Below are 24,148 nucleotides of genomic sequence, written 5' to 3'. Positions count from 1 at the left end.
GGCATAAACGCAGTTTGGACCACCACATAAGGTCCAGGGACATTGAGGCGCACGTTGGGTATGTCGAGCAGGACAAACCCCAAAGTGGCGGTATTGATGGGTGGCCCCTCGAAGGAACGCGAGGTGTCTCTCAGCAGCGGGCGCGAATGCGCAGCCGCCCTACGGGGAGAAGGCTTTGAAGTGGTTGAGCTGGACGCTGGTCCTGACCTCTATGCGCGCCTTTTGGACATCAAGCCAGACGTAGTGTTCAACGCCCTGCATGGCCGCTGGGGCGAGGATGGCTGTGTGCAGGGCCTGCTGGAATGGATGCGCATCCCGTATACGCATTCAGGCGTTCTGGCCTCGGCACTGGCGATGGACAAGCAGCGCAGCAAAGAGGTGTTTGAGGTCGAGGGCCTGCCCGTTGTTGCCAGCATGATCGTTCCCAAGGTTGAGGTGATTAAGGCTCATGTGATGGAGCCTCCTTACGTGGCCAAACCCAACAACGAAGGCTCAAGCGTCGGGATCTACATCGTGCACGAGGGGTCCAATGGGCCTCCGCAGCTGTCGGATGAGATGCCGGATCAGGTGATGGTCGAGAAGTACATTGCCGGGCGCGAGCTGACCGTAACGGTGATGAACGACAAGGCCGTAACCGTTACCGAGATCATGACCGATGGCGGCTGGTACGATTATGACGCCAAGTATAAGCCCGGCGGATCGTGGCACGTTTTGCCTGCTGATGTTCCGGCTGAGATTTTTGACCTGTGCATGGATTACGCGTTGCGCGCCCACAACGCGCTGGGGTGCAAGGGTGTCAGCCGCACGGATTTCCGTTGGGATGACAGCATGGGGGCCGATGGGCTGTTCCTGCTGGAAACCAACACGCAACCTGGCATGACGCCGACGTCGCTGGTTCCGGAACAGGCCGCGCATCTGGGCCTGACATTTGGACAGCTCTGCGCCTGGATGGTGGAGGACGCATCATGCGACCGCTAAGAGCCACCCGCGCGCCCGTGGTGCACCGGCCCAGGCAACTGGCCGGCCCCGATGCCGATTTCGAATCCGGCGCACGAACCGGAGCTGAGCCCAAGTTGCGGCTCAAAGGGATATTCGGCCGCAAAGGTGGCCGTTTCGACCCGGCCCCGTCGCGCCTCAGCTACCGCCTGCAGCGCTGGATGCTGACGCCGGGTATCCGACGTGGCCTGAAAATTGGCCTCCCGGTATTTGCTGTCTGCGCTGCGGTTGGCATCTATTTTGGTTCGCAAGAGCGTCGCGATGCGGTGGTGACCTATGTCATCGACATCAAGACTTCGATCCAGCAACGGCCCGAATTCATGGTCAATCTGATGGCCATTGACGGTGCAGGGACCAACCTGTCCGAAGATATCCGCGAGGTTGTGCCGCTGGATTTCCCTGTCAGTTCATGGGATCTGGATGTTGAGCAAATCCGCGACACGATTACCGGGCTGAATCCGGTCAAATCCGCCACGGTACGGGTGCGCCCGGGCGGCATTCTGCAGGTGGATGTGGTCGAGCGTCAGCCTGTAATCGTCTGGCGTACGCGGAACGGGATCGAGCTGTTGGACGAAACCGGTGCCCATGTGGAACGTATCGCCGCTCGTAAGGATCACCCGAATTTACCGCTGATCGCCGGCAAAGGTGCCGACGGTCACGTGGGCGAGGCGCTAGAATTGCTGACAACCGCCCGCAGCTTGGGCGGTCGAGTGCGCGGGCTGGTCCGCATCGGGGAACGTCGCTGGGATCTGGTTATGGATCGCGGTCAGCGCATCATGTTGCCGACTGAACGCCCGGTGCGCGCGTTGGAGCGCGTTTTGGCGGTGAATGAGGTGCAGGATCTTCTGGAACGCGACGTGGCAGTCGTCGACATGCGCCTCGGACAGCGTCCGACAATAAGAATGACCAAAGCCGCCAGCGAAGACTGGTGGAATACAAAAGTGACAGTGGGTAGCGAGCAGTAACGACCATGATGACCGATCTTTATCAGTCCCAGCGCGCCATGCGGCAGATGCGCAGACAAGCCATGCAACGCGGTGTCGTCGCCATTCTCGATGTTGGTAGTTCCAAGATTGCCTGTCTTGTGCTGCGCTTTGACGGAACGGGCCGCCTGAGCGAGGACAACACCATCGGGTCGATGGCCGGGCAGACCGGCTTTCGTGTGATCGGTGCTGCGACCACTCGGTCGCGGGGTGTACAGTTCGGCGAAGTCACCGCCATGCAGGAAACGGAACGGGCTATCCGGACCGCTTTGCAAGCGGCGCAAAAGATGGCTGATATCCGGGTCGATCACGTGATCGCTAGTTTCTCGGGTGCGAATCCACGCTCTTACGGGTTGGATGCACAGGTCGATCTTGAGGGTCAGGTCGTGACAGAGGCCGAAGTTGGGCGTGTCCTGAACGCCTGTGATGTGCCGGACTACGGGGCAGGGCGTGAGGTATTGCATGCCCAACCGGTCAACTTCGCTTTGGACAACCGCTCGGGACTGATCGACCCGCGCGGCCAAATGGGGCAGAGCCTTGCCGTCGACATGCACATGCTGACCGTCGACGCGACTGCGATCCAGAACATCGTACGCTGTATCAAACGCTGTGATCTGGAATTGGCCGGAATTGCAAACTCGGCCTATGTGTCTGGTGTTTCCGCCTTGGTCGAAGATGAGCAGGAACTGGGCGCGGCCTGTATCGACATGGGTGGCGGTACGACAAGCGTGTCGATTTTTATGAAAAAGCACATGATTTACGCCGACTGCGTGCGCATGGGTGGTGATCATGTGACCTCGGACATTTCGATGGGGTTGGGCATTCCCGCCTCGGTGGCCGAGCGGATCAAAACCTTTAACGGTGGCGTTCACGCAACCGGCGCGGATGATAGGGACCTGATCGACATCGGCGGGGATACCGGCGATTGGGAACATGATCGCCGCACGGTCAGCCGAGCTGAACTGATCGGGATCATGCGTCCCCGTGTTGAAGAAATCCTTGAAGAAGTGCGTGTTCGTCTGGATGCGGCCGGGTTCGAGCATTTGCCCAGCCAGCAGATCGTGCTGACCGGTGGCGGCAGCCAGATCATGGGGCTGGACGGTCTGGCGACCCGCATCCTTGGACAGCGTGTCCGCCTCGGCCGACCGCTGCGTGTGCATGGCCTGCCGCAATCGGCAACCGGGCCGGGCTTCTCGTCCGCCGTGGGTCTCAGTCTGTTTGCAGCGCACCCGCAGGACGAATGGTGGGACTTTGAAATTCCGGTCGATACCTATTCGGCGCGTCCATTCAAACGAGCCGTGCGTTGGTTCCGTGACAATTGGTAGACTTATCGCCGCGACGCTGATTGCGTGCCTTGGCGCAGTCGCACCGATGGAAGCATTAGCGCAGACCCGCATTTCACCCGAGGCGTTTTTGGCAGCGGTCCTGGGGAAAACTGTCGATTTTCATGACTTCCATAGCGGTGAGATTGTCGGGACCGAAGAATTCCTCAGCCCAACGCTGTCGGTTTGGCGACGTGAGGGCAGAGGGTGCGTTTACGGGCAAATCACAACACCAAACGGTCAGATTTGTTTCCTTTACGATGATGAAATCGAAGGTCCGGCAGTTTGTTGGTGGCCATTCGAGCATGAAGGCAGGTTAATGGTACGGCTAGCGACACTTGTGAATTCGGAGATTCAAGAGGTTCGCCGGATCACGACCGAAGGTCTGAATTGTCCAAGTACCCCGATTAGCTAAAGAAACGGGTTGCGGCAGACTCATTTATCCCTCAAGATATCCACAAGGCCCGACAGAGGCCCGCGGCAGGACCTGAGCAGTTTTCCGCAGTTTGACAGTTTATGAGTCCCCTCTGGTGATGCGTTGGTTGAGCGCCGCGCGCAAATCGCCTGTTTTGTGCTACATTGAGTTCTTTGCGCAACATCTGGCGGTTTATGCGAAATACTGCCGGTCATCGCCTTATTTCCTCCATATTTTGTGGAATTACGCGATTTTTGGCGTGACGTTTGCCGTTTCGATCGGTAGGATTGTTAGTGGATAGGTAAGAAAAACACCGCTTTGGCGGGAACAAAAAACAGGCGGACAGAGCATGACATTGAATCTTTCGATGCCCGGGCACGACGAACTGAAGCCTCGGATCACAGTATTTGGCGTTGGTGGTGCAGGCGGAAACGCTGTCAACAACATGATTGAGAAACAGCTGGATGGCGTCGATTTTGTGGTCGCCAACACCGACGCGCAGGCGCTGCAACAAAGCCAGTCCTCGGCGCGGGTGCAACTGGGTGTGAAAGTCACCGAAGGTCTGGGGGCAGGGGCCCGTCCGACCGTGGGTGCGGCGGCTGCCGAAGAAAGCATCGAACAGATCGTCGATCACCTTGCAGGCGCGCATATGTGCTTCATCACTGCCGGTATGGGCGGTGGTACTGGTACAGGCGCCGCTCCGATCATCGCGCAGGCCGCGCGGGAACTGGGCGTACTGACAGTCGGTGTCGTGACCAAGCCCTTCCAGTTCGAAGGCGCCAAGCGGATGCGTCAGGCCGAAGATGGCGTTGAGATGCTGCAAAAGGTCGTCGACACTCTGATCATCATCCCGAACCAGAACCTGTTCCGACTGGCCAACGAAAAGACCACCTTTACCGAGGCGTTCTCGATGGCAGACGATGTTCTGTATCAAGGTGTCAAGGGCGTGACTGACCTGATGGTGCGTCCGGGTCTTATCAACCTCGACTTTGCTGACGTTCGCGCCGTAATGGACGAGATGGGCAAGGCGATGATGGGAACCGGTGAGGCCACCGGCGAAGATCGCGCTGTTCAGGCTGCCGAGAAGGCGATCGCCAACCCGCTGCTGGACGAAATCAGCCTGAAGGGTGCCAAGGGCGTTCTGATCAACATCACTGGTTCGCACGATCTGACACTGTTCGAGCTGGACGAGGCCGCGAACCGTATTCGCGAGGAAGTGGACCCCGAGGCCAACATCATCGTGGGTTCGACCCTGGATACGGCGATGGAAGGTGGCATGCGCGTTTCGGTCGTCGCAACCGGAATCGACGCCAGCGAAAAGACTGAGGATGTACCGGTCGCGCGCCGCTCGATGTCTGCACCGCTAACCCGCACTGTTTCGGCTGAAGAGCCGGTGCAGGAAGAGGCGCCGGTTGCTGCAGAAGTTGCTGAGCAAGCGCCGCAGCAAGAGATGAACCGCGAGCCCTCGCTGTTTGAAGCGCCAACAGAACCTGCGCAACCGCAGTTTCAGACGCGCGCCGAACAGGATGATGATGGCCTGCCGCCGCCGGCCTATCAGCCGCGCGTTGCCGAATTCGAGCCGACCCCCGAACCGGTTGAGCCTGCGCCCGAAAGCTATGTCGCGCCGCAGCCTCAACCGGCAGCGGGAACACCGTCGCCCGAGGCGCTGCAGCGCTTGCAGGCCGCCGTGCAGAACGTTCCGCCGTCCGAGCGGAGCCCGTCGATGGTTCGTCCCGCAGCGCCTCAGCCAGCCCCTGCACCTCAGGACGAAGCCCATGATCGGCCCCGGTTTGGCTTTAACCGTCTGATCGATCGGATGACCGGTCATGCGGCAGATACGCCGGCGCAACCGCCCCGTCAGCAGCCTGTTATGCGCCAATCTGACGCTACGGCACCTGCAAGGGATGAGGCCGATCCGGAGCAGGATCGGATCGAAATTCCCGCCTTTTTACGGCGCCAAGCCAACTGATCGCGGTAACAAAATGATTACAAAGGGTCGCCAAATGGCGGCCCTTTTCCTTTATTTTATGGGGTTTTAAGGGGGTGTAAGCAGGGATTTGCCGATCTGTTACATACATGTTTCATTCGGTTACAAAGAGTGAGTTGAGCCTTGACGCTGCCTTCCTTAACTGAGTGTCCAACACGGCCAGAACGAGGCCGGACACCACTCTTCGAGGTTCACCTTGCAACATACGCTCAAATCTCCGGTCACGTTTAAAGGCGTCGGACTGCATAGCGGTAAGCCTGCGACGATGGTCCTGAAGCCAGCGGCTGCCGGTCATGGCATCTGGTTTAAACGGACGGATATTGAGCTGGGCAATGCCCTCATCCCTGCGATCTATGACGTGGTCGAGCGTACCCCGCTGTGCACCCGCCTGATCAACGACGCGGGTGTGTCCGTGTCCACAGTTGAACACATCATGGCCGCGCTGGCCGGGTGCGGCATACATAACGCGCTGATCGAGATTGATGGCCCAGAGGTTCCGATCATGGACGGATCATCGATTGATTTCGTTCGCGGTATCATGGCGAAGGGCGTGCGCCGTCAGACCAGCCCGGTTCTGGCGTATGAGGTTCTTAAGCCGGTGACCGCTGTGCGCGAAGGTGCCAGCGCATCAATCGCGCCTGCGGACGGTTTGATTATCGACTTCCACATCGATTTTGAAGACGGTGCCATTGGCAGCCAGACCAAGACACTGGACATGCGCAACGGCTCGTTTGCACGTGAACTTTGCGATTGCCGGACCTTCTGTCGCCGCACCGATGTCGAAGCGATGCGCGAGAACGGGCTGGCTTTGGGCGGCACGCTGGAAAACGCCGTTGTTGTTCAGGGTAACGAAGTCCTTACTCCGGGTGGTTTCCGCCACGCGGACGAGGCGGTGCGCCACAAAATGCTGGACGCCCTTGGCGACCTGTATCTGGCAGGCGGCCCGATCTTTGGTCACTTCACTGGTGACAAATCCGGCCATGCAATGACGAACACTTTGCTGCGCAAGCTGTTCGAAACGCCGGGTGCGGTTCGTCCGATCCTGTGCACACCTGCGCAGGCTGCCCGCCTTCCGGGGCAGGGCCTGGTTTGGGACGAAATCCCGGAAGTCGCTTGATTGGACCAACTCTGACGACAATTCCGCGAACGTGCGCATAAGACGTTTTGCACCGGAATTATATGTGCTAGACCTTGGCCTAAATCGGGGCTTAACCCCGTCAAGTAATACGACAAGGATAGGCGGAATGGTTGGCACCAAAGCGGCAGTCAGGTTCGCAAGCGCGATTCTTCTGACAGCAGTTTTGACGGCGTGCGCTGGGAAAGGCGCTGATCGCAATCAGAACCTGGAAGGGTTCACTCCTGAACAGATTTTCACGCGTGGCGAATATGAGCTGTCGCAGAATCGTTCGGACGATGCGGCGTGGTATTTTTCAGAAGTTGAACGTCTGTATCCGTATTCCGATTGGGCCAAGCGCGCGCTGATCATGCAGGCGTTCTCGTACCACACGGATAAAAACTACGAAGAGAGCCGAGGTGCTGCGCAGCGGTACATTGATTTCTACCCGACCGACGAAGATGCGGCTTATGCCCAATATCTTCTGGCGCTCAGCTATTATGACCAGATTGACGAGGTCGGTCGCGATCAGGGCCTGACATTTCAGGCGCTGCAATCCCTGCGAACTGTGATCGAAGTCTATCCGGATAGCGAATACGCAACCTCGGCGGTTTTGAAATTCGATCTGGCCTTTGACCATCTGGCTGGCAAAGAGATGGAGATTGGGCGCTATTATCTGCGCCAGGATCACTATTCCGCTGCCATCAACAGGTTCCGTGTCGTGGTTGAGGATTTCCAGACCACATCCCACACCGCCGAAGCGCTTTATCGCTTGATCGAGGCCTATCTGGCGCTGGGTCTGGTGGATGAGGCGCAGACAGCCGGTGCCATTCTTGGGTACAACTATCAATCGTCCGAATGGTATGATGCAGGCTATGCGCTGTTGACCTCACGTGGTCTGGGTCTCAAGAGCCGAGGCAACAACTGGCTGAGTACGATCTACCGCCAGACGATCAAAGGTGAGTGGTTGTAATCGCCATGGCCAAAGGGGTGGGACGCTAAGACCCGATGCTGCGCGCCCTCGATATCCGCGACATGCTGATCATCGACCGGCTGGAACTGACGTTTCAGCCGGGCCTGAACGCTTTGACTGGTGAAACTGGTGCGGGCAAATCGATCCTTCTGGATTCGCTGGGTTTTGTTCTGGGCTGGCGTGGTCGGGCTGAACTGGTCCGGCAAGGGGCCGCTCAGGGTGAAGTCGTGGCCGAATTCGAACTGACCGAAGGTCACCCGGCGCATGACATTCTGGCCGAAGCGGGGCTGCCCGGCGGTCAAGAGCTGATCCTGCGCCGTGTGAATACGGCTGAGGGGCGCAAAACTGCATGGGTCAATGATCGTCGCTGCTCGGGTGAGGTTCTGCGTGCACTTTCTGAAACGCTGATCGAACTGCACGGTCAGCACGATGACCGCGGCCTGTTAAACCCGCGTGGTCACCGGGCGATGCTGGACGACTACGCCGGAGTGGGAATCCGCCTGGCGGCGGTACGTTCCGCCTGGTCCGAGATGTCCCGCGCGCGCAAGGCGTTGGCTCAGACAGAAGCGTCTCTCGCAGCCATGCGCGCGGAAGAGGAATTTCTGCGGCACTCGGTTTCCGAGCTTGACCAACTTGACCCGCAACCGGGCGAGGACGCCGAGCTCGACGCCCGCCGTCGCATGATGCAAGGGGCCGAGCGCATCCGCGATGACGTTGCCCGCGCTTTTTCTCTGCTGGGCGGGGACGGGGCCGAGGGGGCGATGGCCGACGCGGTGCGCTGGCTTGAAGGCGTATCGGACAATGCGGGCGGTCAATTGGAGGAACCAATCGCGGCACTGGGACGCGCATTAATAGAATTGGGTGAGGCACAGGACGGCGTCGACGCATGTCTGCAAAAACTGGACTTCAATCCGGCGGAATTGGAGCAAGCCGAAGAACGCCTGTTTGCAATCCGCGCACTGGCCCGTAAACACGACGTCGCGCCCGACGATCTGGGCACCTTCGCCGACACCTTGCGCGATCGTTTGAACCGGCTTGATGCTGGTGACGTGGATCTGGCCAATCAGCGGGCGGCGGTGGACGCCGCACAGGCCGCGTATGACGATGCGGCAGCACAACTAAGCGCTGCGCGACAGAAGGCGGCCGGGCAGCTGGACGCCGCCGTGATGACGGAACTCGCCCCGTTGAAGATGGAACGCGCCGTGTTCCAGACCGAAATCACCCCGGCCGATCCCGGCCCCGAGGGCACCGACGCGGTTGCCTTCACCGTGGCCACCAACCCCGGTGCGCCGTCCGGGCCTCTGAACAAGATCGCCTCGGGCGGTGAACTCAGCCGGTTCCTGCTGGCGCTCAAGGTCTGTCTAGCGGGTGACGACAGTGCGCGCACGATGATTTTTGACGAGATCGACAGAGGCGTTGGTGGCGCGACCGCTGACGCGGTAGGGCGGCGCCTTGCATCTCTGGCACATGGTGGGCAGGTCTTGGTGGTGACGCACTCGCCGCAGGTGGCGGCCCGCGCGGCACACCATTGGCGTGTGCAGAAACAGGTTACCGATGGGCAGACGCTGTCTACCGTAGTTCCGTTGGCTGAACCTGACCGTGTGGACGAAATCGCCCGTATGGTCGCAGGTGACACAATTACGGACGAGGCCCGTGCCGCCGCCCGTGCCCTTTTGGACGCCTGAGGCTTTTCTGCCGCTTTCCTGTGTTCAATCCGTCGCGATCCCACTTTTATAAGGTCGCTCCGTGGCTTACTAAGGGGAAAGACGTGATCCCCGAGGGCCAATGACCCAATCAACCCGCACCGTTCTGCGCAACCAGCTCAATCAGGCTCTGGCCGCGATCAAGGACGCTTGGCGGGTTATGCTGCGGCGCGGGCCCAGCCAAATTCAGTTCTGGTTCATCGCGCTGGCCATCGGGATTGCGGCGGGTTTCATGGCGCTAGGGTTCCGCAAGGCGATCCGGTCGCTTCAGGCGTATGTTTATGACACCGAAGACATTTTGCTGTTGCACAGCCATGCGGAAAAACTGCCTTGGATTGTCATCCTGATCACACCGATAGTCGGTGGTTTGATCGTGGGGGTAATCCTGAACAAGTTCACCGACGATGGGCGCGTGCGATCCGTCGCAGACGTCATTGAAGGGGCTGCGGTCACCGATGGTCGGGTCGAAGCCAAGGCGGGTATTGCCTCTTTCTTTGCCTCGCTTATTACGCTCAGTACAGGTGGCTCCACGGGCCGAGAGGGGCCGGTCGTTCACATGGCCGGCGTGATCTCGACCTGGGTCAGTGACCGGATTCATGCCGATGGCATCACTGGGCGCGACCTGTTGGGATGTGCTGTTGCCGCAGCCGTCTCGGCCAGCTTCAACTCACCGATCGCGGGTGCCTTGTTCGCGCTTGAGGTCGTGTTACGCCACTTTGCGGTGCATGCCTTTGCCCCTATCGTGATTGCCTCGGTTGCAGGAACGGTGATTAACCGCCTGGAATATGGCGACGTGACCGAGTTTGTTCTGGATACGCCCGGTTCCCTGCAATTCTACGTAGAACTGCCCGCCTTTCTGATTCTCGGCCTGATCTGCGGTCTGGTTTCGCTGCTGCTCATGCGATCGATCTTTTTTGCCGAGGATATCGGCAATCACATTCAGAACCGGCTTGCTTTGCCTGGCTGGTTGCGCCCTGCGGTTTCAGGCGCGATGCTGGGGCTGCTGGCGATTTGGTTCCCACATATCATCGGCGTCGGATATGAGACGACGATCCGCGCGCTAGCTGGCGATCTGACCCTGACATTTGCCATTCTGTTTGCCGTAATTAAAACGGTTGCCGTGGCGATCACCATGGGTGGGCGTATGGGCGGCGGTGTGTTTTCCCCATCGCTGATGATCGGGGCGTTAACCGGGTTGGCCTTCGGGCTGATTGCAACAGGGCTGCTGCCGGATGTGTCTGGCACCCATACGCTTTACGCCTTTGCGGGAATGGGGGCCGTTGCTGCTGCGGTTTTGGGCGCACCGATTTCAACCACGATGATCGTTTTTGAACTGACCGGGGATTGGCAGATCGGGCTTGCCGTGATGGTTTCGGTTTCGATGTCTACAGCTTTGGCATCGCGCCTTGTGGATCGGTCTTTCTTCCTGACCCAGTTAGAACGCCGCAACGTACATCTGGCGGCGGGGCCGCAAGCCTATCTGTTGGCCATGTTGCGCACCGGGGCGGTCATGCGCCCCTTGGGCGACTCGCGTTCGATCACGAAAGAGCAGGCGCTTGAACTGATCGAGCAAGGGCTGTGCGTTCAGGCCAGCGCCACGCTTGAAGCAGCGATGCCGTATTTCGACAGGGACGACATCCCCTGTATTCCGGTTGTGATCGTCGACGAGGACGGTAGCGAAAACCCGGTAGGGGCACTTTATCATATCGATGCATTGAAGGCGTATAATCGTGCCTTGGCGGCCACTGCAGCCGAAGAGCACTCTTAACGCCGGTACACGGTCGCGGTATCACCCAGATAGTTGTCCCACGCAAACCAGTAGGAAATATGACCTGCGACTCGGGGCATTTCTACTCCTCCGGGTCCGATCAGCGCCTCTTCGGTCATGGTCCATTTCTGACCCGATTCGTCCACCAGATCGCCGCCTGACGCGGTAAACTTATGAGATCCGCGCTCATACGCGCGCACGGCGCGTTTGTCGGCATTGCCGACCAAGACCAATGATCGGTTGGCAATCGCGTCATTGATCACCCGCGTCCCGTTGAATGCATCCAGCGGCCAGGCCCGTGCGGCGCCAAATTGGCGGATGGTGAACACATAGTCCTTTTGTCGATGCTGCGACTGGTCAACCAGCGCGGGGAACATCAGTTCAGGCGACGCGAAATACTCTCGATAGACCACACCTGAGCCATAGTTCCTGCGGTATCCGGTATTGCGCGACAGAACTTTGGTTTGTGGGTGCGATGTTTTCCAGCTTTGCCATGTGGTGATGACCACTGGGCGCTGCTTTAGTTCGATACCGCTGTCGACAAGGGGGCCGACGACCGGCTTGCCCGTGTATTGGTTCCACAAAGAATGCGTTTGACGATCGAACATCAGTTTGTTGGAGCGGTACAAAAACCCGGATGAGCCAAAGATCAGGGGTTTCCGCCGACCTGAAACCTGCGTTTCAAACAAAATTCCAGATCCGCACAGCGTACAATACGCCAAGGCCACCGGAACCCCGCCAATCACTTCGTTGAACATCTCGTGCCAGCCCATGATCCGCAGCGGGTAAGCCCGTTCGTCCCCATTGATCGAGACGCCAAAAACCAGATCATCGTCCTTAAGGTAATCTGCGCGCGCAGCCGGGATTAACGCAGGGTTATCCAGCGAAGGGATGCCGTCTTTGTGCACACCGCCCCACGCGATTTCTTCAAAGCGGATCTTCATCTTGTTTCGCTGCAGATATTTTGGCTGCAGAAAGACGTCGAAATTCGCGTCGATCCCCAACAGGACCTCGCGCTTGAACGGTATCAGCGAGGGGTGCGGCACGATCTGTGGGTTCTTTTCCTGCCACAGCATCCATTCAAACCAGTCCTGGCCGAAATTCTGACCGGTCAGTGTTTGCATAACCTGCGCGATGTCGCCGCTGCGCCGTCTGGCGTATCGCATTCCGGTCAGCAGGGCGGGCACTACATCCCTATTGCCGCGTTGTGCAAGAAAAGCCATGCCTTTCTCGAACTCTGCGTTGCTTCCGTACAAAGTGGAACGCACGGCATCGAGCACGGGATCTTGCTGAGCGGATAGCGTGCTAGGCAACAGAAGCCCGGCCCCTAATGTTCCTGCGAAACTGCGGCGGGTAAACGACATGGCATACCTCTGGACGATGTTCTGATGCATTGTGCACTTTTCGTGCCTCACATGCATGCAACAGCCCCGTGAGTGGGCCGTGAACCTGACCAAATAGGGACTGAACCCATCATTGTTTCGCTGGCGAAGCCCTTCGGCCTGCTTGTTTTGGCGAGTTTTTGCTGGTCAGCCGCATCCAAAAATCGGCTGAAAAACTCACCCTTTTTCCGGATTTCTTGATCAAAAGGCTAAAATTTCGTTAATATTGGCAATGATTGCAGCGATATCCCTTCGTGACCAAAGGAAAATTTAGTCCCAAAGCACGGGTCGGGAACCGAGAAATTTCAGAATCTTGAACGACGTAACTGCATTGAATTATTTTTGAACTGAAACTCGCGCGAACGGGAGTACTTTGAAAATGCTATTTCTGCATCTTGATTTGCACTCCTGGATTCATGCTGATTTCACGCATCATTCGAGTCCACAACCAAACTGCGAAAGCTCTTTGACAGATATCCGACCTGGAGATCTGGTTTGAAGGTATCCCAAGATAACATCTGGATCGGCGGCCCGTGTTTCATCACACCAGCGGGCACGTGCCTCGCGGTTTTTGAAGCATCTAGCACAAAGGTTTCCCGGGAAGCCAATTTTAGTACAAGTTATTCTCAACCACTCCCACAGGTTTGTTTCCGCGATTTTTTTGCGACCGTCTGGCAGATACTGCGGTGGGGGCCGGGCAAAGGTTCTTATTATGCGAGTTTTTGATGTTGCGTTGATAGGCGCAGGCCCCGCTGGCTATGCCGCTTTAACCGCCATGCGGGCGGTTTCAGGCTCGGTGGTGGTGATTACAGGAGCGGCTTCCGAGCCATGCGAGGGCGGCCCGGCCAAGATAGTTTCGGTTGCGTACGAGCGGCAGCAGCCGGCCTTTATGACCGAACGCACCGATGTATCCGGGGATGCGCCCCCGTTGTTTGTCGCCGCCGAAGTAGGCGGGCTTGCCAACTATTGGGGTAAACAACTGCAGGTCTACGATAGCGAAGATCCTTGGGGTCGTGGGCGTTATCTTGAGACTTGGGCGGACTACATCACCGCCTGTGACACTGTACAAAGTGAACTTCAGGTCATTGGCGGCGTCAGGCGCGAACATCTGGGGGATGGCCTGGAAAAGAGCGCACCGCGCCTTCTGACGGGAACAAAGGACGCTCCGGATATTGGCTTGGGGGCCATGGCACGGGCCGTTGAAAACCGCTTGCGTGAAATGCCAAATGTCGAAGTTTGTGCGGGACGCGTGCAACGAATTGAAAACGATCAGAATTGTATAAGCTTGCAAATGGCGGATGGAACACGCGTTCAGGCCCGTCAGGTGTTCGTTGCGGCGGGCGTGCTGGGCACGGCCACTCTGCTTGCGCGCAGCTTGTCGCAGATCACCGAGATCGGCTTTTTGGATCATGCGCCCTACACAATCAACTGTCTGCGGCTGGGACGGGCGTTAGGTTCGCCGCGGCACTACACCAACCGTGGAAACTTCAACGCGCTGACACTCAAGCGGAAAAGAGACGGGCGGTGCGATCTTTTCGCGTCTGTTTATGCCGTGTCGCAAGCGCCGGTCAGCCTTGTGACGACAACCTTGGGTCTGGGTCCGCGCATGCGCGGTTGGCGCATGGGGCGGTTTATTGATTTCGTGCAACCCGTTCGGATTTGGACGCCCAAGACATATGTGCAGTTCCGTCTCCAACCTCAGCAGGGTCAAATCGAGGTGACACATGTACCGAATCCGGAACAAGATGACGGGCTACAGCACCTGCTGCAATGGCTGGCTTCGCATCGCGTGCGCCACAATCTGGGCACGACTGCGCCGGGGCAGGGATTTCACTATCACAACCTGACCTTTGGGCCGGGGGGCGAGCCTGTGGATCAGTTGGTTGATACAGCGTTTCAGCAACGGGTACGCGTGATTGATGCGTCTTGCCTAACGGAAATTGGCTGCGCGCCGCATACCCTGACATCCATGGCACAGGCCTATGGGCGCGTGCGTCACGATATGGCCTCGACCGAGCGCGTCAGAGAAGCCATCTGAGGCGATCAGATCTGTTCGACCTTAACGGAATCGACGCGATAGAACGCGACATGGCCCTTGATCTCGGCCATCGCGGCAACCGGGTCTTCATAGCTCCACGCTGCGTTTTCGGTCACCGAGGATTTGTTGACGATTGAAAAATGCGTCGCATCTCCCTTGTGTGGGCAATGTGTAACCTTGTCAGTACGGTCCAGAAACGCCATCCCGATATCGGCGCGAGGGAAATAGATTACCGGTTCCAGATCACCTTCCAGCAGCTCCAGCGCATTCACGCTTTCGCCCAGAACGGCGCCGCCGGAACGAACACTCCATTTGCCTGGTGCTTTGCGGATCGTTATCTCTGTCATCTCTGCTTCTTCCCTCGTCTTTGGTACGGATCACTCCTCTGCCCGGTGTATGTGACAGTTCGGTGTCAGATCGGCGCAGTTGCGGCATCCAACCACAATTGAGCGTCGCCGCCCAGTCTTGGACGGACTTTTTCCGCAACGTCGCGGTGATATGCGTTCAGCCACGCGCGTTCTTCTGCCGTTAGCATATCGACTACTATCAGCCGCCGGTCAATTGGAACGTATGTGAGCGTCCGCCAGTTCAGCATCGCACGCTCGGCGTCTGCCGTGGGCAGGGACGGGGCATCTTGCACAACGACTAGGTTTTCGATGCGAATGCCGAACGCACCTTCGCGATAGTATCCCGGCTCGTTAGACAGGATCATGCCTGGTTCAAGCGGTACGTGGCTGACCTTCGATAGACGCTGCGGTCCTTCATGAACGCTTAAATACGCGCCGACGCCATGGCCGACCCCGTGATTGAAGTCCTGACCTGCAGCCCACAACGGGGCTCGAGCAATGCATTCTATATCCCGTCCGGCCAGCCCTGCGGGCCAGCGCAGCATGGACATATCGATCATCCCCTTCAGGACGCGGGTAAAGCAGGCTTTTTCCTCATCGCCCACGTTTCCGATTGCTATGGTGCGGGTGATGTCGGTCGTGCCATCCAGATACTGCCCACCGCTGTCGAGAACCAGAAGATGCCCATTCTCCAGTCGGCTGTCGGTTTCTTCCGTTACCCGGTAATGCATGATTGCACCGTTAGACCCGGTGCCGGCTATCGTGTCGAACGATATATCCTGTAGCGCGTTGTCCCGGCGACGGTTTTCCTCAAGCCGCGTGACAACCTGAATTTCGTTCACCGTGCCTGGGACTTGGGAGTCCAACCAGCACAAGGTCTCAACAACCGCGACGGCATCGCGCAAATGTGCTTCGGCGCTGCCCGCGATTTCGGCCGGGTTCTTGCGGGCCTTTGGCAGGGCGCAGGGATCGCCCATATCCAGCATCTTGTCGCCAAGAACGTCAGCAACTGCCTGCGGTAAGGTTCCCAAGTCGACTTGGACCATGCCGTCTATTCTTGCGACAGCCCCCAGAAACGACTGAGGGTCATGGACACGCACCTGATCGCCAAGATGATCTTCCAGCCCCACCAACTTTTGCGCCGCCATGAACAGATCTACTTGACGGTCCGCATGCAGAATGGCGAACCCATGGGCAACCGGGTTATAACCGATGTCCGATCCGCGAATATTCAGCAACCACATGATCGAATCCGGCAAGGTGATCACGGCCGCACTACACCCGTTCTGTTCTAAATCGTTCGCCAGCCGCGCGATTTTGCTTGCGGCCGTTTCCCCGGCAAACTCAATCGGATGGGATTTGACCGGGTTCACCGGGGCGTCCGGCTGATCCGGCCACACCCGATCCACCAGATTGTCACATTGAACAAGCTCAATGCCGCTTGCATTTAGCTCTTTCTTCAGATTCGCAACTTGCCCCGCTGCATGCAGCCAGGGGTCAAAGCCGACCTTTCCTCCATTCGGCAGTTGTTCTTTGAGCCACGCGCCCAGGCTGGTTTCGGGCCAGGGAACGGGGGTAAACTCCGTCGCAACCTGCGCCTTGACCTGCGTGCGATATCGACCATCGATGAAAACACCCGCAATATTAGTCAGCGCTGCACAGAAACCGGCCGATCCGGTGAAACCCGTCAACCAGGCCAGACGTTCATCCCGTGGTGCCACATACTCACCCTGATGCGCATCTGCGCGCGGGACAAGGAACCCGTCCAGCCCGTCCTGTGCCATCTGGGATCGCAAAGCGGCCAGTCTGGGCGGTCCTTGTTCCGGACGCGCGGCGACTGCAAAGGACTGAAACATGTGACACCTCTCGCAAACGGGGGGCTGCCCCCTTTCATCTTTTGAAAAATACTCCTGCCGGAGACAAGGCCAGTGTCAGCTGGCCCTTTTCATCCCCATCACACGCGCCCGTGCACGCGGGTCACTGTCGAACAGAGCCGCCAGTTGTTCGGTCATCGCACCTGCCAGCTGCTCAACATCCGTAATCGTGACCGCGCGGTCATAATACCGGGTCACATCGTGGCCAATACCAATGGCCAAAAGCTCGACCATCTTACGTTTTTCGACCATCGCAATCACGTCGCGCAGGTGTTTCTCCAGATAATTCGCGGGGTTAACGCTGAGTGTTGAATCATCAACTGGCGCGCCGTCCGAGATCACCATCAGGATTTTGCGCTGCTCGCGCCGTGCTATCATCCGGCGATGTGCCCATTCCAGCGCCTCGCCGTCGATGTTTTCCTTCAGCAGGCCCTCTTTCATCATCAGACCCAAGTTGGGCCGCGCACGACGCCATGGGGCATCCGCGCCTTTATAGATGATGTGGCGTAGATCGTTCAGACGCCCCGGTTGCTGCGGGCGGCCATCGTTCAGCCACGCCTCACGCGCCTGACCGCCTTTCCATGCGCGCGTGGTAAAGCCCAGAATCTCGACCTTTACGTTGCAGCGCTCCAGCGTCCGCGCCAACACATCCGCGCAGATTGCTGCAATGGAAATCGGACGCCCGCGCATCGATCCCGAGTTGTCCAGCAACAGCGTCACCACTGTATCGCGGAATTCGGTGTCTTTCTCGACCTTGAAACTCAGCGGAGTGGTTGGGTTCGCCACCACGCGCGCCAGTCGACCAGCGTCCAGTATGCCTTCCTCGCGATCGAACTCCCAGGATCGGTTCTGCTGCGCCTGCAAACGGCGCTGTAGTTTGTTTGCCAGACGGCTGACGGCGCCTTTCAGCGGCTCAAGCTGCTGGTCCAGATAGGCGCGCAACCGTTCCAATTCGGCAGGCTCAGCCAGGTCTTCGGCTGCGATCTCTTCGTCAAAGGTTCCAAGGTAAACCTTATAATCCGGGTCGGCCTCGGACGCTGGCGGTGGGGCAGGTGGCTCCAACGGTGCCTCGCCCTCGGGCATCTCAGCCTCATCGCCCATCTCATCCTCGGCCATCTCGTCCATCGAGACCTGGGCCTGGGACTGATCCTGCTGTTCTTCCTGAGTTTGCTCAGGGGTCGCGTCGGCGTCCTGTTCGTCCTGATCATCCTGACCGGTGCTGTCGGGATCGGGCTGTTCTTCGGCGTCGTCTTCAGCCTGATCTTCCTGATCTTCGTCCAGCTCATCCGGGTCTTCGCCCAGCTGATCACCGTACCCCAGATCCTTGATCATCTGACGGGCAAACTTGGCGAATTCGGCCTGATCCGAAAGGATGTCCTGCAAGTTTTCCAGCGTGCCACCAGCCTGCTCTTCGATGAACCCACGCCAGAGGTTCATGATGTTCTCGGCCGCAGGCGGCAGGTCGCGTCCGGTTGCCAAGTGGCGGATCAGATAACCCGCGGCCACCGACAAGGGGGCATCTGCGGGTTGCTTGCACTGGTCGTACCCGCGGCGCAGTGCCTCGTGCCCGATCTTTACATCGATGTTGCTGGCGGTGCCGGGCATGTCCCGCGCGCCCATTGCCTCACACCGGGCGACCTCCATCGCTTCATACAAGTCGCGCGCCATATCGCCCGGAGGCGCATATCGGTTGTGCGTTGCATCGTCATGGTACTTGCGCTGCAGTGCCAAGGCATCCGCCGTTCCGCGCGCCAGCAGCACCTCTTCGCGGGTCATGCGTCGAGAAACCTGCGGCAAACGCATCGACTCGCCCGACAGGCCCGAAGGGTCGACGGTATAGCTTACCGACAGCTCAGGGTCATCGGCCATCACCTTGGTGGCCTCGGCCAGAGCCTTCTTGAACGGATCGGCGGGGTTGTCGTTTGGTTTAGACAATGAACGTACTCCAGATCATTGCTGCTAGGAAAAGTATTGCGCACTCCCAACGCAGCCGTATCAGGTGAACATATTGCGACGCCGTCATGTCTGAAGGCGCCGACTTTTTCCAACCTACTTTGTCAAACAGCCAAACTGAATCAAAAACGATCCAGATCAACGCTATGACAAAGAGTGTAATCACCCCAAGCTCACGCTCGCCGCGCTTTCCGGCAGTTCCTCGTCAAAGCAACGCTGGTAGAACTCGGCAACCGTCTGGCGCTCCAGCTCATCACACTTGTTCAGGAAGGACAGGCGGAAGGCATAGCCTACATCGCGGAAGATCTCGGCGTTCTGGGCCCAGTTGATTACGGTCCGCGGGCTCATCACGGTGGACAGGTCGCCGTTCATGAAGGCGGTCCGGGTCAGGTCGGCAACGGTGACCATCTGGCTGACGGTCTTGCGGCCTTTCTCGGTGTTGTAGTGCGGCGCCTTGGACAGAACGATCATCGTTTCGGCATCGTGGCTGAGATAGTTCAGCGTCGAGACCAGCGACCAGCGGTCCATCTGCGCCTGGTTGATCTGCTGCGTGCCGTGGTACAGGCCGGTTGTGTCGCCCAGACCCACAGTGTTCGCGGTAGCGAACAGGCGGAAGTTCGGGTTCGGTGTGATGATCTCATTCTGGTCCAGCAGGGTCAGCTTGCCGTCATGCTCCAGCACACGCTGGATCACGAACATAACGTCTGCACGGCCCGCGTCATATTCGTCGAACACGATGGCAACGGGGTTGCGCAAGGCCCACGGCAGGATGCCTTCGTGGAACTCGGTGACCTGCTTGCCGTCGCGCAGTTTGATGGCGTCCTTACCGATCAGGTCGATCCGGCTGATGTGGCTGTCGAGGTTCACACGCACGGCGGGCCAGTTCAGGCGGGCTGCGACCTGTTCAATATGGGTCGACTTACCCGTACCGTGATAACCCTGAATCATCACGCGACGGTTGTGCGAAAAACCTGCCAGAATCGCTAGCGTGGTTTCGGGGTCGAACTTGTAGGTCGGGTCAATCGCGGGCACACGGTCGCTGCGATCCGCAAAGCCTTTGATCGCCATGTCAGTATCAATACCGAACACGTCACGGACCGAAATTTCTTCGGTGGGTTTTGCGTTTACGTCGATTGATCCGTCAGCCATTCGCCTTGTCCTTATCCTTTGCCCCGCTTTGCCGGGTTTGAACCTGTGTGTGGTGCAACATATTGCGGGTAAGGGCAAGGGAAAGCCGTGCTTGCAGAAGCATAGGCGGATGTTTCTTTGAAACTGGCCTTATCGCTTTGAATGGGATCAGTATTGCGGCCACCCAAGAGGTGTTTGCCGCAGTCGCCTAGTCAATGGTATTCAATGGCTGCTCTGCGGACAAAGCGGACCTTGCCGAAACTGGTTTTTTTAAGAATGTTGCTTTCGTGAACTCGTAGCATGGAGCGTCCGATGACTAGCTCAATGACTTTGATGGAACCGTTATCAACGCACTCTGACGTATCAAAGGAAATCGAAACAAACCTGCTAGCTTCGCTCGCCGGGTTGAATACCCAATCAACGAACTCCAGTATTGTGTTCTCAAAAAGAGACTCAGCCGGAAAGCTCATGGCGGGGGTATCAGGTTCTACTTCTTACGGATGGTTTTTGGTTAAACTTCTGTGGGTCCACGAGGACCTAAGAGGAACCGGCGTCGGTAAGATGCTGATGCTTGATGCCGAAGAACGTGCCAAAACTTTGAGATGTCATGGCGCATGGCTAGATACGTCTAACCAAGAGGCGAGAGAGTTCTATCTTCGTCTAGGGTATTCAGATTTTGGACTACTTAGCAACGCACCCGGTAATGAACCCGTAGGGCATCGTCGTTGGTTCATGAAAAAGTCACTATAGAGAATCATGCGTGAATTATCCCGAAAACTTTGGGCTCGGAGCGGTCATTCGAAGTCAACAATAAGGAGCAGTCATGAATAGGCGATCTATCCAGTTCGCGGTTTTGTGCGTGATGGTTGCGGCCATGGTTGTATTCAGGTGGGTAACTGGTGCTTCTTATCTCGGTGTCGATTTAGCTTTTTCATTGGTATTCATAGCTTTGGCTTACCTCTACTACTTCAGGACAAATGGTGAGAAGTAGAGAGCGGCCGCAACACATGGACTGTTCACAATAAAGAGGTCAAAATGAAAAAGCAGTTCTCGCTACGCTCCTTTTCTTCGCGCCAACGCTGCTCCATGCCAGTCCATATCAGGGTGTGGAAGCGAGTGAAGATTCGATATGGGTTGTCAATTCTAAGACCGGAGAGGTTAGGCAGTGCACCAGAGTAAGCAACCTGATTCAATGTACTCCCTGGTCTAAATAGGCGAATTGATCGAACCTGAACTTGAACCTTCACAATAAGGAGCAGGGCATGATCCAGAGAAACGAATATGGCCTCTGGGAAGTATTTGTCGGCAAGGATCTCGTGGCACGAGTAAGCACGCGTGAAGAGGCGGAACGGGAATACCAACTCCAGAATAGAATACTCATGGAGAAACTGGAGGACGGTGGCGACGATAGCTTAAATAGTCTGCTCCCCCCTGAGTTCGGTAGGGGTATGGATAGTCAACAATAAGGAGAATGTTTTGACCGTTTTCTTTGGCCAAAAGGGCAGACCGATCAACGAACTCGAATCCAATTTGCGCAAACACTTGGGGATTCCGGCATCGATAGAGGTCGTCGAAGAAGAGTACGCAGGCGAGGAGCTCGGTCTGACGTTTGACTTAGCTGGCAGTAGTAATCAGCTCAATATCGTAGCGACTGCCAACAAGTTAATCTCGATTGCTCTTTGGGTAAGCGTCTTTGAAGGAGATGACGATGCCAACGAGGATGCCGAGGAAGCCTACAATTCGTACGGCACATTGCTTTCCGAGAACGAGGCGCGCGAGCTGCTTTCTGACATCGAGGTCAATCTGCCGGTCTTTCGGTCAAGAGCAATAAGCGAAGGTCCACAATAGGGAGCCAAGGTCTGTTGTGCGGACGAAGCTGACTTCGGCTACGAAAGTTCCAATGACGGCTTTGGATGTATCGGCTGTGCCAAAACGGTTGTTATCGCCTGGCTCAAAAACCAAGGGCACATCAACTCAATAAGAAGCGGTGTCGTTTGATCCGGACGGCTAGCTAGACCGCATGTGCCTCAGCGCAGCACGTGACCTTCTCTCAGGGATCAGGGACATTGCGAACTGGAATTTTCCACCTTTGAATGGACGAAGGAGGAAGACCTTATCTCCCTGGCGATTAGGGCCGATTTACTGAGGCGCCGGAAGCGAGTTCTCTCGGCGGCTTTTTGCCAAATGTGCACCGCGGAAACAATGATTCCAGGCATTTAGCGCATCCGCGGTAGCCTCCTCGGCATCTGGAATTTGTTCTTCCTTCTTCTGCCATCTCCGGTATCGCTGCTCTAACTTCGGCGCCATAATAAAGAGCGGCGCAACACCGCTGGTACCGATCGCATCTATAAAACGCGCCCAATAGATCGGGGTGAGGAGTACCTCATTTATGGGGTCTTCTATTAAATCATTGAAGAGATCGATGAGCTCCTCACCGCCCTCCTGAAGCACCTCCTGCGCCTCGTTCAGCAGGTCGTAGAGCTCCATATAATCATCACGCAGGCTTTCCGCTTCGGCCTTGATCAATAATTCGTCAAGTTTGGCCTGCGTCCACGCTTCTTGCACGCTCCTGCAAGCCTCGATTCTATCAACCGTCATCTCGGCTCTCATCCTCTTCTGGTATTCCAAACCTGAGGAAATTGAGCTCTGATGCACCAGCGGTTGCTGGGTCAAAACTCCCTTGGGTTTGCAAATGCGGTCCAAAAGTCCATCTTGTGTTGTGGCTGTTTCGATATACTGGAAAAAATGGCATTGCTCCGCGAACCAGTCCCGCCCGCCACTGGCCGTTCGCTAATTCTGCCAATGGAAGACGATCGACAATGATGCCAGGCAAGCCATCATTGAGGTCTAACTTTGTATGAAAGGTGCCCGACAAACGGACAAAGGCGTTCTTCGTCATTCCAACACTTACAGGGTTCAAAAAGAAGCCAAACGCCGTGACTTCAGCACCGCTTGAAAGATCCGTCAAATCAATGCGGCCAATCAACCTGTCTTCATCGTCGATTCTGGAGGATAAATCCATAATCCTGCCTAGAATTTCAACGAATGTGTCGTCATCTCCGGCTGCCAAGTTATGTATTGCACGGTTCACTCCATTTGGCATTGTGCCGTCCAGCGGAAGGGAACCAGCGGATTCATAAAGTGACTGAATCTGCTCCGTGTCTGGCAAACCACCTGCAACACCGGCCAGTCGATAACCCGATATAGTAAACGCGATCATCTCACGTAAAACCAAATGACCGCGCGCGCCCAGATCTCCGCAACCCTCAGCGGCCGAGCCTGAGCCTGAAAAAGCCAAAGCATCCGCGAGCCGCCAACAAGCTGCCAAGACCCTAGCAAGCTGCGGAATCTCGCGATGACAAAACTGCCGCAGCATCAACGCCGCAAAAGCGACAGACTCTGGCTGTTTAGCGGAACAAGCTGCCTGAAGATTCGAAATGTGCTCCGTAAGCGCGGCCGATTTCTGGTCTATCAGCGCCTCGCATGCATCGACTTGCGCGACAATGGGCACGAACGGCGGCACAGGGTTTGAAAGACTTCGATTGAAAGCATGGTGCGCCAAACCAAGTAGACCGCGGGCAAGGATGCTCAGTGCACCGTGCGAAATCGGTGAGCCAGTGAATTCCGATATCTCCTCACGCACCCGGTCGAAGGGATCGATATCTCCTCTTGCTACAGCGCGCAGCCTTTCGGCTACATCAGCTCTAGCCTCTTGATCAAAAGGTGTGTTCAGGTCAGCACTCTGTTCAAATTCAGATAGGGCAACCTCGAAATCGGCGTGCTGAACAAAGTGCGAGACAAATGTTGCTACAAAGCCACTGGCAAACACGGGTCCGAGCAACTCATGCTTGTCGGATCTGGCCAATGCGCCATCAAGCGATCCGAAAGCACTTTCGATCATCTGAATGGCGGAATTTCCTACAGTGTTCCAGTCAGATTTTGTCAGTGCGTCTTGAAGTGAAAGAAACGCCTCCAAAGAGAGCGTCGCGTCGAAGCTTACGGCGGGCGTGTCACCCTTCGAAAGAAGCGCCTCTAGGAGTGTCATACCATTCACTCTTGCTCCACAGATCCCGGAAAAGGACGAGACTTTAGTCAACACTTTAGCACAAAAGGCCGTCCTTTTGGACACAGTATTTGAGGTCAAACCCTACACCGCGCGAACGCA

The 24,148-nt window shown here is 57.1% G+C and carries 19 protein-coding genes; 12 read left to right on the top strand and 7 right to left on the bottom strand.

What is annotated here, in order from left to right; all coding sequences use genetic code 11:
- Positions 1 to 60 precede the first annotated feature (60 nt).
- The 8 genes from GOW16_RS00955 to GOW16_RS00920 all read left to right on the top strand — a co-directional run bounded on the left by GOW16_RS00955 (position 61) and on the right by GOW16_RS00920 (position 11,261).
- Positions 61 to 978, top strand: coding sequence for a D-alanine--D-alanine ligase (locus tag GOW16_RS00955; RefSeq protein WP_254429654.1), 918 nt, complete (start codon positions 61 to 63; stop codon positions 976 to 978).
- Entirely contained in the window at positions 966 to 1,961 is a 996-nt protein-coding gene (locus tag GOW16_RS00950) for a cell division protein FtsQ/DivIB (RefSeq protein WP_170409371.1), read from the top strand. Before GOW16_RS00955 ends, GOW16_RS00950 begins: the two co-directional genes overlap by 13 nt.
- Before the next feature lie 8 nt (positions 1,962 to 1,969).
- Positions 1,970 to 3,304 carry a cell division protein FtsA gene (ftsA, locus tag GOW16_RS00945; protein WP_170410493.1) on the top strand — a complete coding sequence of 445 codons (1,335 nt, stop codon included), beginning with the start codon at positions 1,970 to 1,972 and terminating at the stop codon, positions 3,302 to 3,304.
- A 761-nt stretch (positions 3,305 to 4,065) separates the two neighbouring features.
- Positions 4,066 to 5,685 (top strand): cell division protein FtsZ, encoded by a 1,620-nt coding sequence (gene ftsZ / locus GOW16_RS00940; protein ID WP_170409369.1) that lies wholly within the window; start codon positions 4,066 to 4,068, stop codon positions 5,683 to 5,685.
- Between the two features lie 214 nt (positions 5,686 to 5,899).
- The gene (gene lpxC, locus GOW16_RS00935) at positions 5,900 to 6,820 is read left to right on the top strand and encodes a UDP-3-O-acyl-N-acetylglucosamine deacetylase (RefSeq protein WP_170409367.1); all 921 of its coding nucleotides are present in this window, start codon (positions 5,900 to 5,902) and stop codon (positions 6,818 to 6,820) included.
- 127 nt (positions 6,821 to 6,947) lie between these two features.
- A complete protein-coding gene (locus GOW16_RS00930) occupies positions 6,948 to 7,790 on the top strand; it encodes an outer membrane protein assembly factor BamD (RefSeq protein WP_170409365.1) in 843 nt (280 codons plus the stop codon).
- Between the two features lie 35 nt (positions 7,791 to 7,825).
- Positions 7,826 to 9,475 (top strand): DNA repair protein RecN, encoded by a 1,650-nt coding sequence (gene recN, locus GOW16_RS00925; protein WP_170409363.1) that lies wholly within the window; start codon positions 7,826 to 7,828, stop codon positions 9,473 to 9,475.
- A 100-nt stretch (positions 9,476 to 9,575) separates the two neighbouring features.
- On the top strand, positions 9,576 to 11,261 hold the full coding sequence (locus GOW16_RS00920) for a chloride channel protein (RefSeq protein WP_170409361.1): 1,686 nt from the start codon (positions 9,576 to 9,578) through the stop codon (positions 11,259 to 11,261).
- Here GOW16_RS00920 and GOW16_RS00915 read toward each other — a convergent pair.
- The gene (locus GOW16_RS00915; protein ID WP_170409359.1) at positions 11,258 to 12,625 is read right to left on the bottom strand and encodes a DUF3179 domain-containing protein; all 1,368 of its coding nucleotides are present in this window, start codon (positions 12,623 to 12,625) and stop codon (positions 11,258 to 11,260) included. The genes GOW16_RS00920 and GOW16_RS00915 overlap by 4 nt on opposite strands.
- A gap of 730 nt (positions 12,626 to 13,355) precedes the next feature.
- On the opposite strand from GOW16_RS00915, the gene GOW16_RS00910 reads away from it, so the two are divergent.
- On the top strand, positions 13,356 to 14,681 hold the full coding sequence (locus GOW16_RS00910; RefSeq protein ID WP_170409357.1) for a hypothetical protein: 1,326 nt from the start codon (positions 13,356 to 13,358) through the stop codon (positions 14,679 to 14,681).
- A 5-nt stretch (positions 14,682 to 14,686) separates the two neighbouring features.
- Here GOW16_RS00910 and GOW16_RS00905 read toward each other — a convergent pair whose 3' ends face one another.
- The 4 genes from GOW16_RS00905 to cobS form a co-directional block, all read right to left on the bottom strand.
- Positions 14,687 to 15,028, bottom strand: a complete 342-nt coding sequence (locus GOW16_RS00905) for a DUF427 domain-containing protein (protein ID WP_170409355.1) — start codon at positions 15,026 to 15,028, stop codon at positions 14,687 to 14,689.
- A 65-nt stretch (positions 15,029 to 15,093) separates the two neighbouring features.
- Positions 15,094 to 16,884: an aminopeptidase P family protein gene (locus GOW16_RS00900; RefSeq protein ID WP_170409353.1), complete on the bottom strand. Its 1,791-nt coding sequence runs from the start codon at positions 16,882 to 16,884 to the stop codon at positions 15,094 to 15,096.
- A gap of 75 nt (positions 16,885 to 16,959) precedes the next feature.
- On the bottom strand, positions 16,960 to 18,837 hold the full coding sequence (gene cobT / locus GOW16_RS00895) for a cobaltochelatase subunit CobT (RefSeq protein ID WP_170409351.1): 1,878 nt from the start codon (positions 18,835 to 18,837) through the stop codon (positions 16,960 to 16,962).
- Positions 18,838 to 19,017: 180 nt separating this feature from the next.
- Positions 19,018 to 20,004 (bottom strand): cobaltochelatase subunit CobS, encoded by a 987-nt coding sequence (cobS, locus tag GOW16_RS00890; protein ID WP_170409349.1) that lies wholly within the window; start codon positions 20,002 to 20,004, stop codon positions 19,018 to 19,020.
- A 279-nt stretch (positions 20,005 to 20,283) separates the two neighbouring features.
- Between cobS and GOW16_RS23030 the strand changes: the two genes are divergently transcribed.
- The 3 genes from GOW16_RS23030 (at position 20,284) to GOW16_RS00875 (ending at position 21,831) form a co-directional block, all read left to right on the top strand.
- Complete coding sequence (locus tag GOW16_RS23030; RefSeq protein WP_368039859.1) at positions 20,284 to 20,733, top strand: GNAT family N-acetyltransferase; 450 nt, start codon at positions 20,284 to 20,286, stop codon at positions 20,731 to 20,733.
- A 512-nt stretch (positions 20,734 to 21,245) separates the two neighbouring features.
- Complete coding sequence (locus GOW16_RS00880) at positions 21,246 to 21,449, top strand: hypothetical protein (protein ID WP_170409345.1); 204 nt, start codon at positions 21,246 to 21,248, stop codon at positions 21,447 to 21,449.
- A 10-nt stretch (positions 21,450 to 21,459) separates the two neighbouring features.
- The gene (locus tag GOW16_RS00875; protein WP_170409344.1) at positions 21,460 to 21,831 is read left to right on the top strand and encodes a hypothetical protein; all 372 of its coding nucleotides are present in this window, start codon (positions 21,460 to 21,462) and stop codon (positions 21,829 to 21,831) included.
- Positions 21,832 to 22,122: 291 nt separating this feature from the next.
- On the opposite strand, the gene GOW16_RS00870 is transcribed toward GOW16_RS00875, so the two are convergent.
- Both GOW16_RS00870 and GOW16_RS00865 read right to left on the bottom strand, forming a co-directional pair.
- Positions 22,123 to 22,581 carry a hypothetical protein gene (locus GOW16_RS00870; RefSeq protein WP_170409342.1) on the bottom strand — a complete coding sequence of 153 codons (459 nt, stop codon included), beginning with the start codon at positions 22,579 to 22,581 and terminating at the stop codon, positions 22,123 to 22,125.
- The gene (locus tag GOW16_RS00865; RefSeq protein ID WP_170409340.1) at positions 22,571 to 24,028 is read right to left on the bottom strand and encodes a hypothetical protein; all 1,458 of its coding nucleotides are present in this window, start codon (positions 24,026 to 24,028) and stop codon (positions 22,571 to 22,573) included. The genes GOW16_RS00870 and GOW16_RS00865 overlap by 11 nt, the downstream gene beginning before the upstream one ends.
- Positions 24,029 to 24,148 lie beyond the last annotated feature (120 nt).

The sequence above is a fragment of the Ruegeria atlantica genome, from assembly GCF_013033965.1.
GTDB classification, from domain to species: Bacteria; Pseudomonadota; Alphaproteobacteria; order Rhodobacterales; family Rhodobacteraceae; genus Ruegeria; species Ruegeria atlantica_D.
The sequence above is the reverse complement of the archived record's forward strand: the minus strand, read 5'-3'. Positions and strand labels throughout refer to the sequence as shown.

Excerpts from the sequence above, each read along its gene's own strand:
- GOW16_RS00955 (WP_254429654.1), top strand. The coding sequence starts at position 61 with ATGTCGAGCAGGACAAACCCCAAAGTGGCGGTATTGATGGGTGGCCCC.
- GOW16_RS00950 (WP_170409371.1), top strand. The coding sequence starts at position 966 with ATGCGACCGCTAAGAGCCACCCGCGCGCCCGTGGTGCACCGGCCCAGG.
- ftsA (WP_170410493.1), top strand. The coding sequence starts at position 1,970 with ATGACCGATCTTTATCAGTCCCAGCGCGCCATGCGGCAGATGCGCAGA.
- ftsZ (WP_170409369.1), top strand. The coding sequence starts at position 4,066 with ATGACATTGAATCTTTCGATGCCCGGGCACGACGAACTGAAGCCTCGG.
- GOW16_RS00930 (WP_170409365.1), top strand. The coding sequence starts at position 6,948 with ATGGTTGGCACCAAAGCGGCAGTCAGGTTCGCAAGCGCGATTCTTCTG.
- recN (WP_170409363.1), top strand. The coding sequence starts at position 7,826 with ATGCTGCGCGCCCTCGATATCCGCGACATGCTGATCATCGACCGGCTG.
- GOW16_RS00920 (WP_170409361.1), top strand. The coding sequence starts at position 9,576 with ATGACCCAATCAACCCGCACCGTTCTGCGCAACCAGCTCAATCAGGCT.
- GOW16_RS00915 (WP_170409359.1), bottom strand. The coding sequence starts at position 12,625 with ATGTCGTTTACCCGCCGCAGTTTCGCAGGAACATTAGGGGCCGGGCTT.
- GOW16_RS00910 (WP_170409357.1), top strand. The coding sequence starts at position 13,356 with ATGCGAGTTTTTGATGTTGCGTTGATAGGCGCAGGCCCCGCTGGCTAT.
- GOW16_RS00905 (WP_170409355.1), bottom strand. The coding sequence starts at position 15,028 with ATGACAGAGATAACGATCCGCAAAGCACCAGGCAAATGGAGTGTTCGT.
- GOW16_RS00900 (WP_170409353.1), bottom strand. The coding sequence starts at position 16,884 with ATGTTTCAGTCCTTTGCAGTCGCCGCGCGTCCGGAACAAGGACCGCCC.
- cobS (WP_170409349.1), bottom strand. The coding sequence starts at position 20,004 with ATGGCTGACGGATCAATCGACGTAAACGCAAAACCCACCGAAGAAATT.
- GOW16_RS23030 (WP_368039859.1), top strand. The coding sequence starts at position 20,284 with ATGGAGCGTCCGATGACTAGCTCAATGACTTTGATGGAACCGTTATCA.
- GOW16_RS00880 (WP_170409345.1), top strand. The coding sequence starts at position 21,246 with ATGATCCAGAGAAACGAATATGGCCTCTGGGAAGTATTTGTCGGCAAG.
- GOW16_RS00870 (WP_170409342.1), bottom strand. The coding sequence starts at position 22,581 with ATGACGGTTGATAGAATCGAGGCTTGCAGGAGCGTGCAAGAAGCGTGG.
- GOW16_RS00865 (WP_170409340.1), bottom strand. The coding sequence starts at position 24,028 with ATGACACTCCTAGAGGCGCTTCTTTCGAAGGGTGACACGCCCGCCGTA.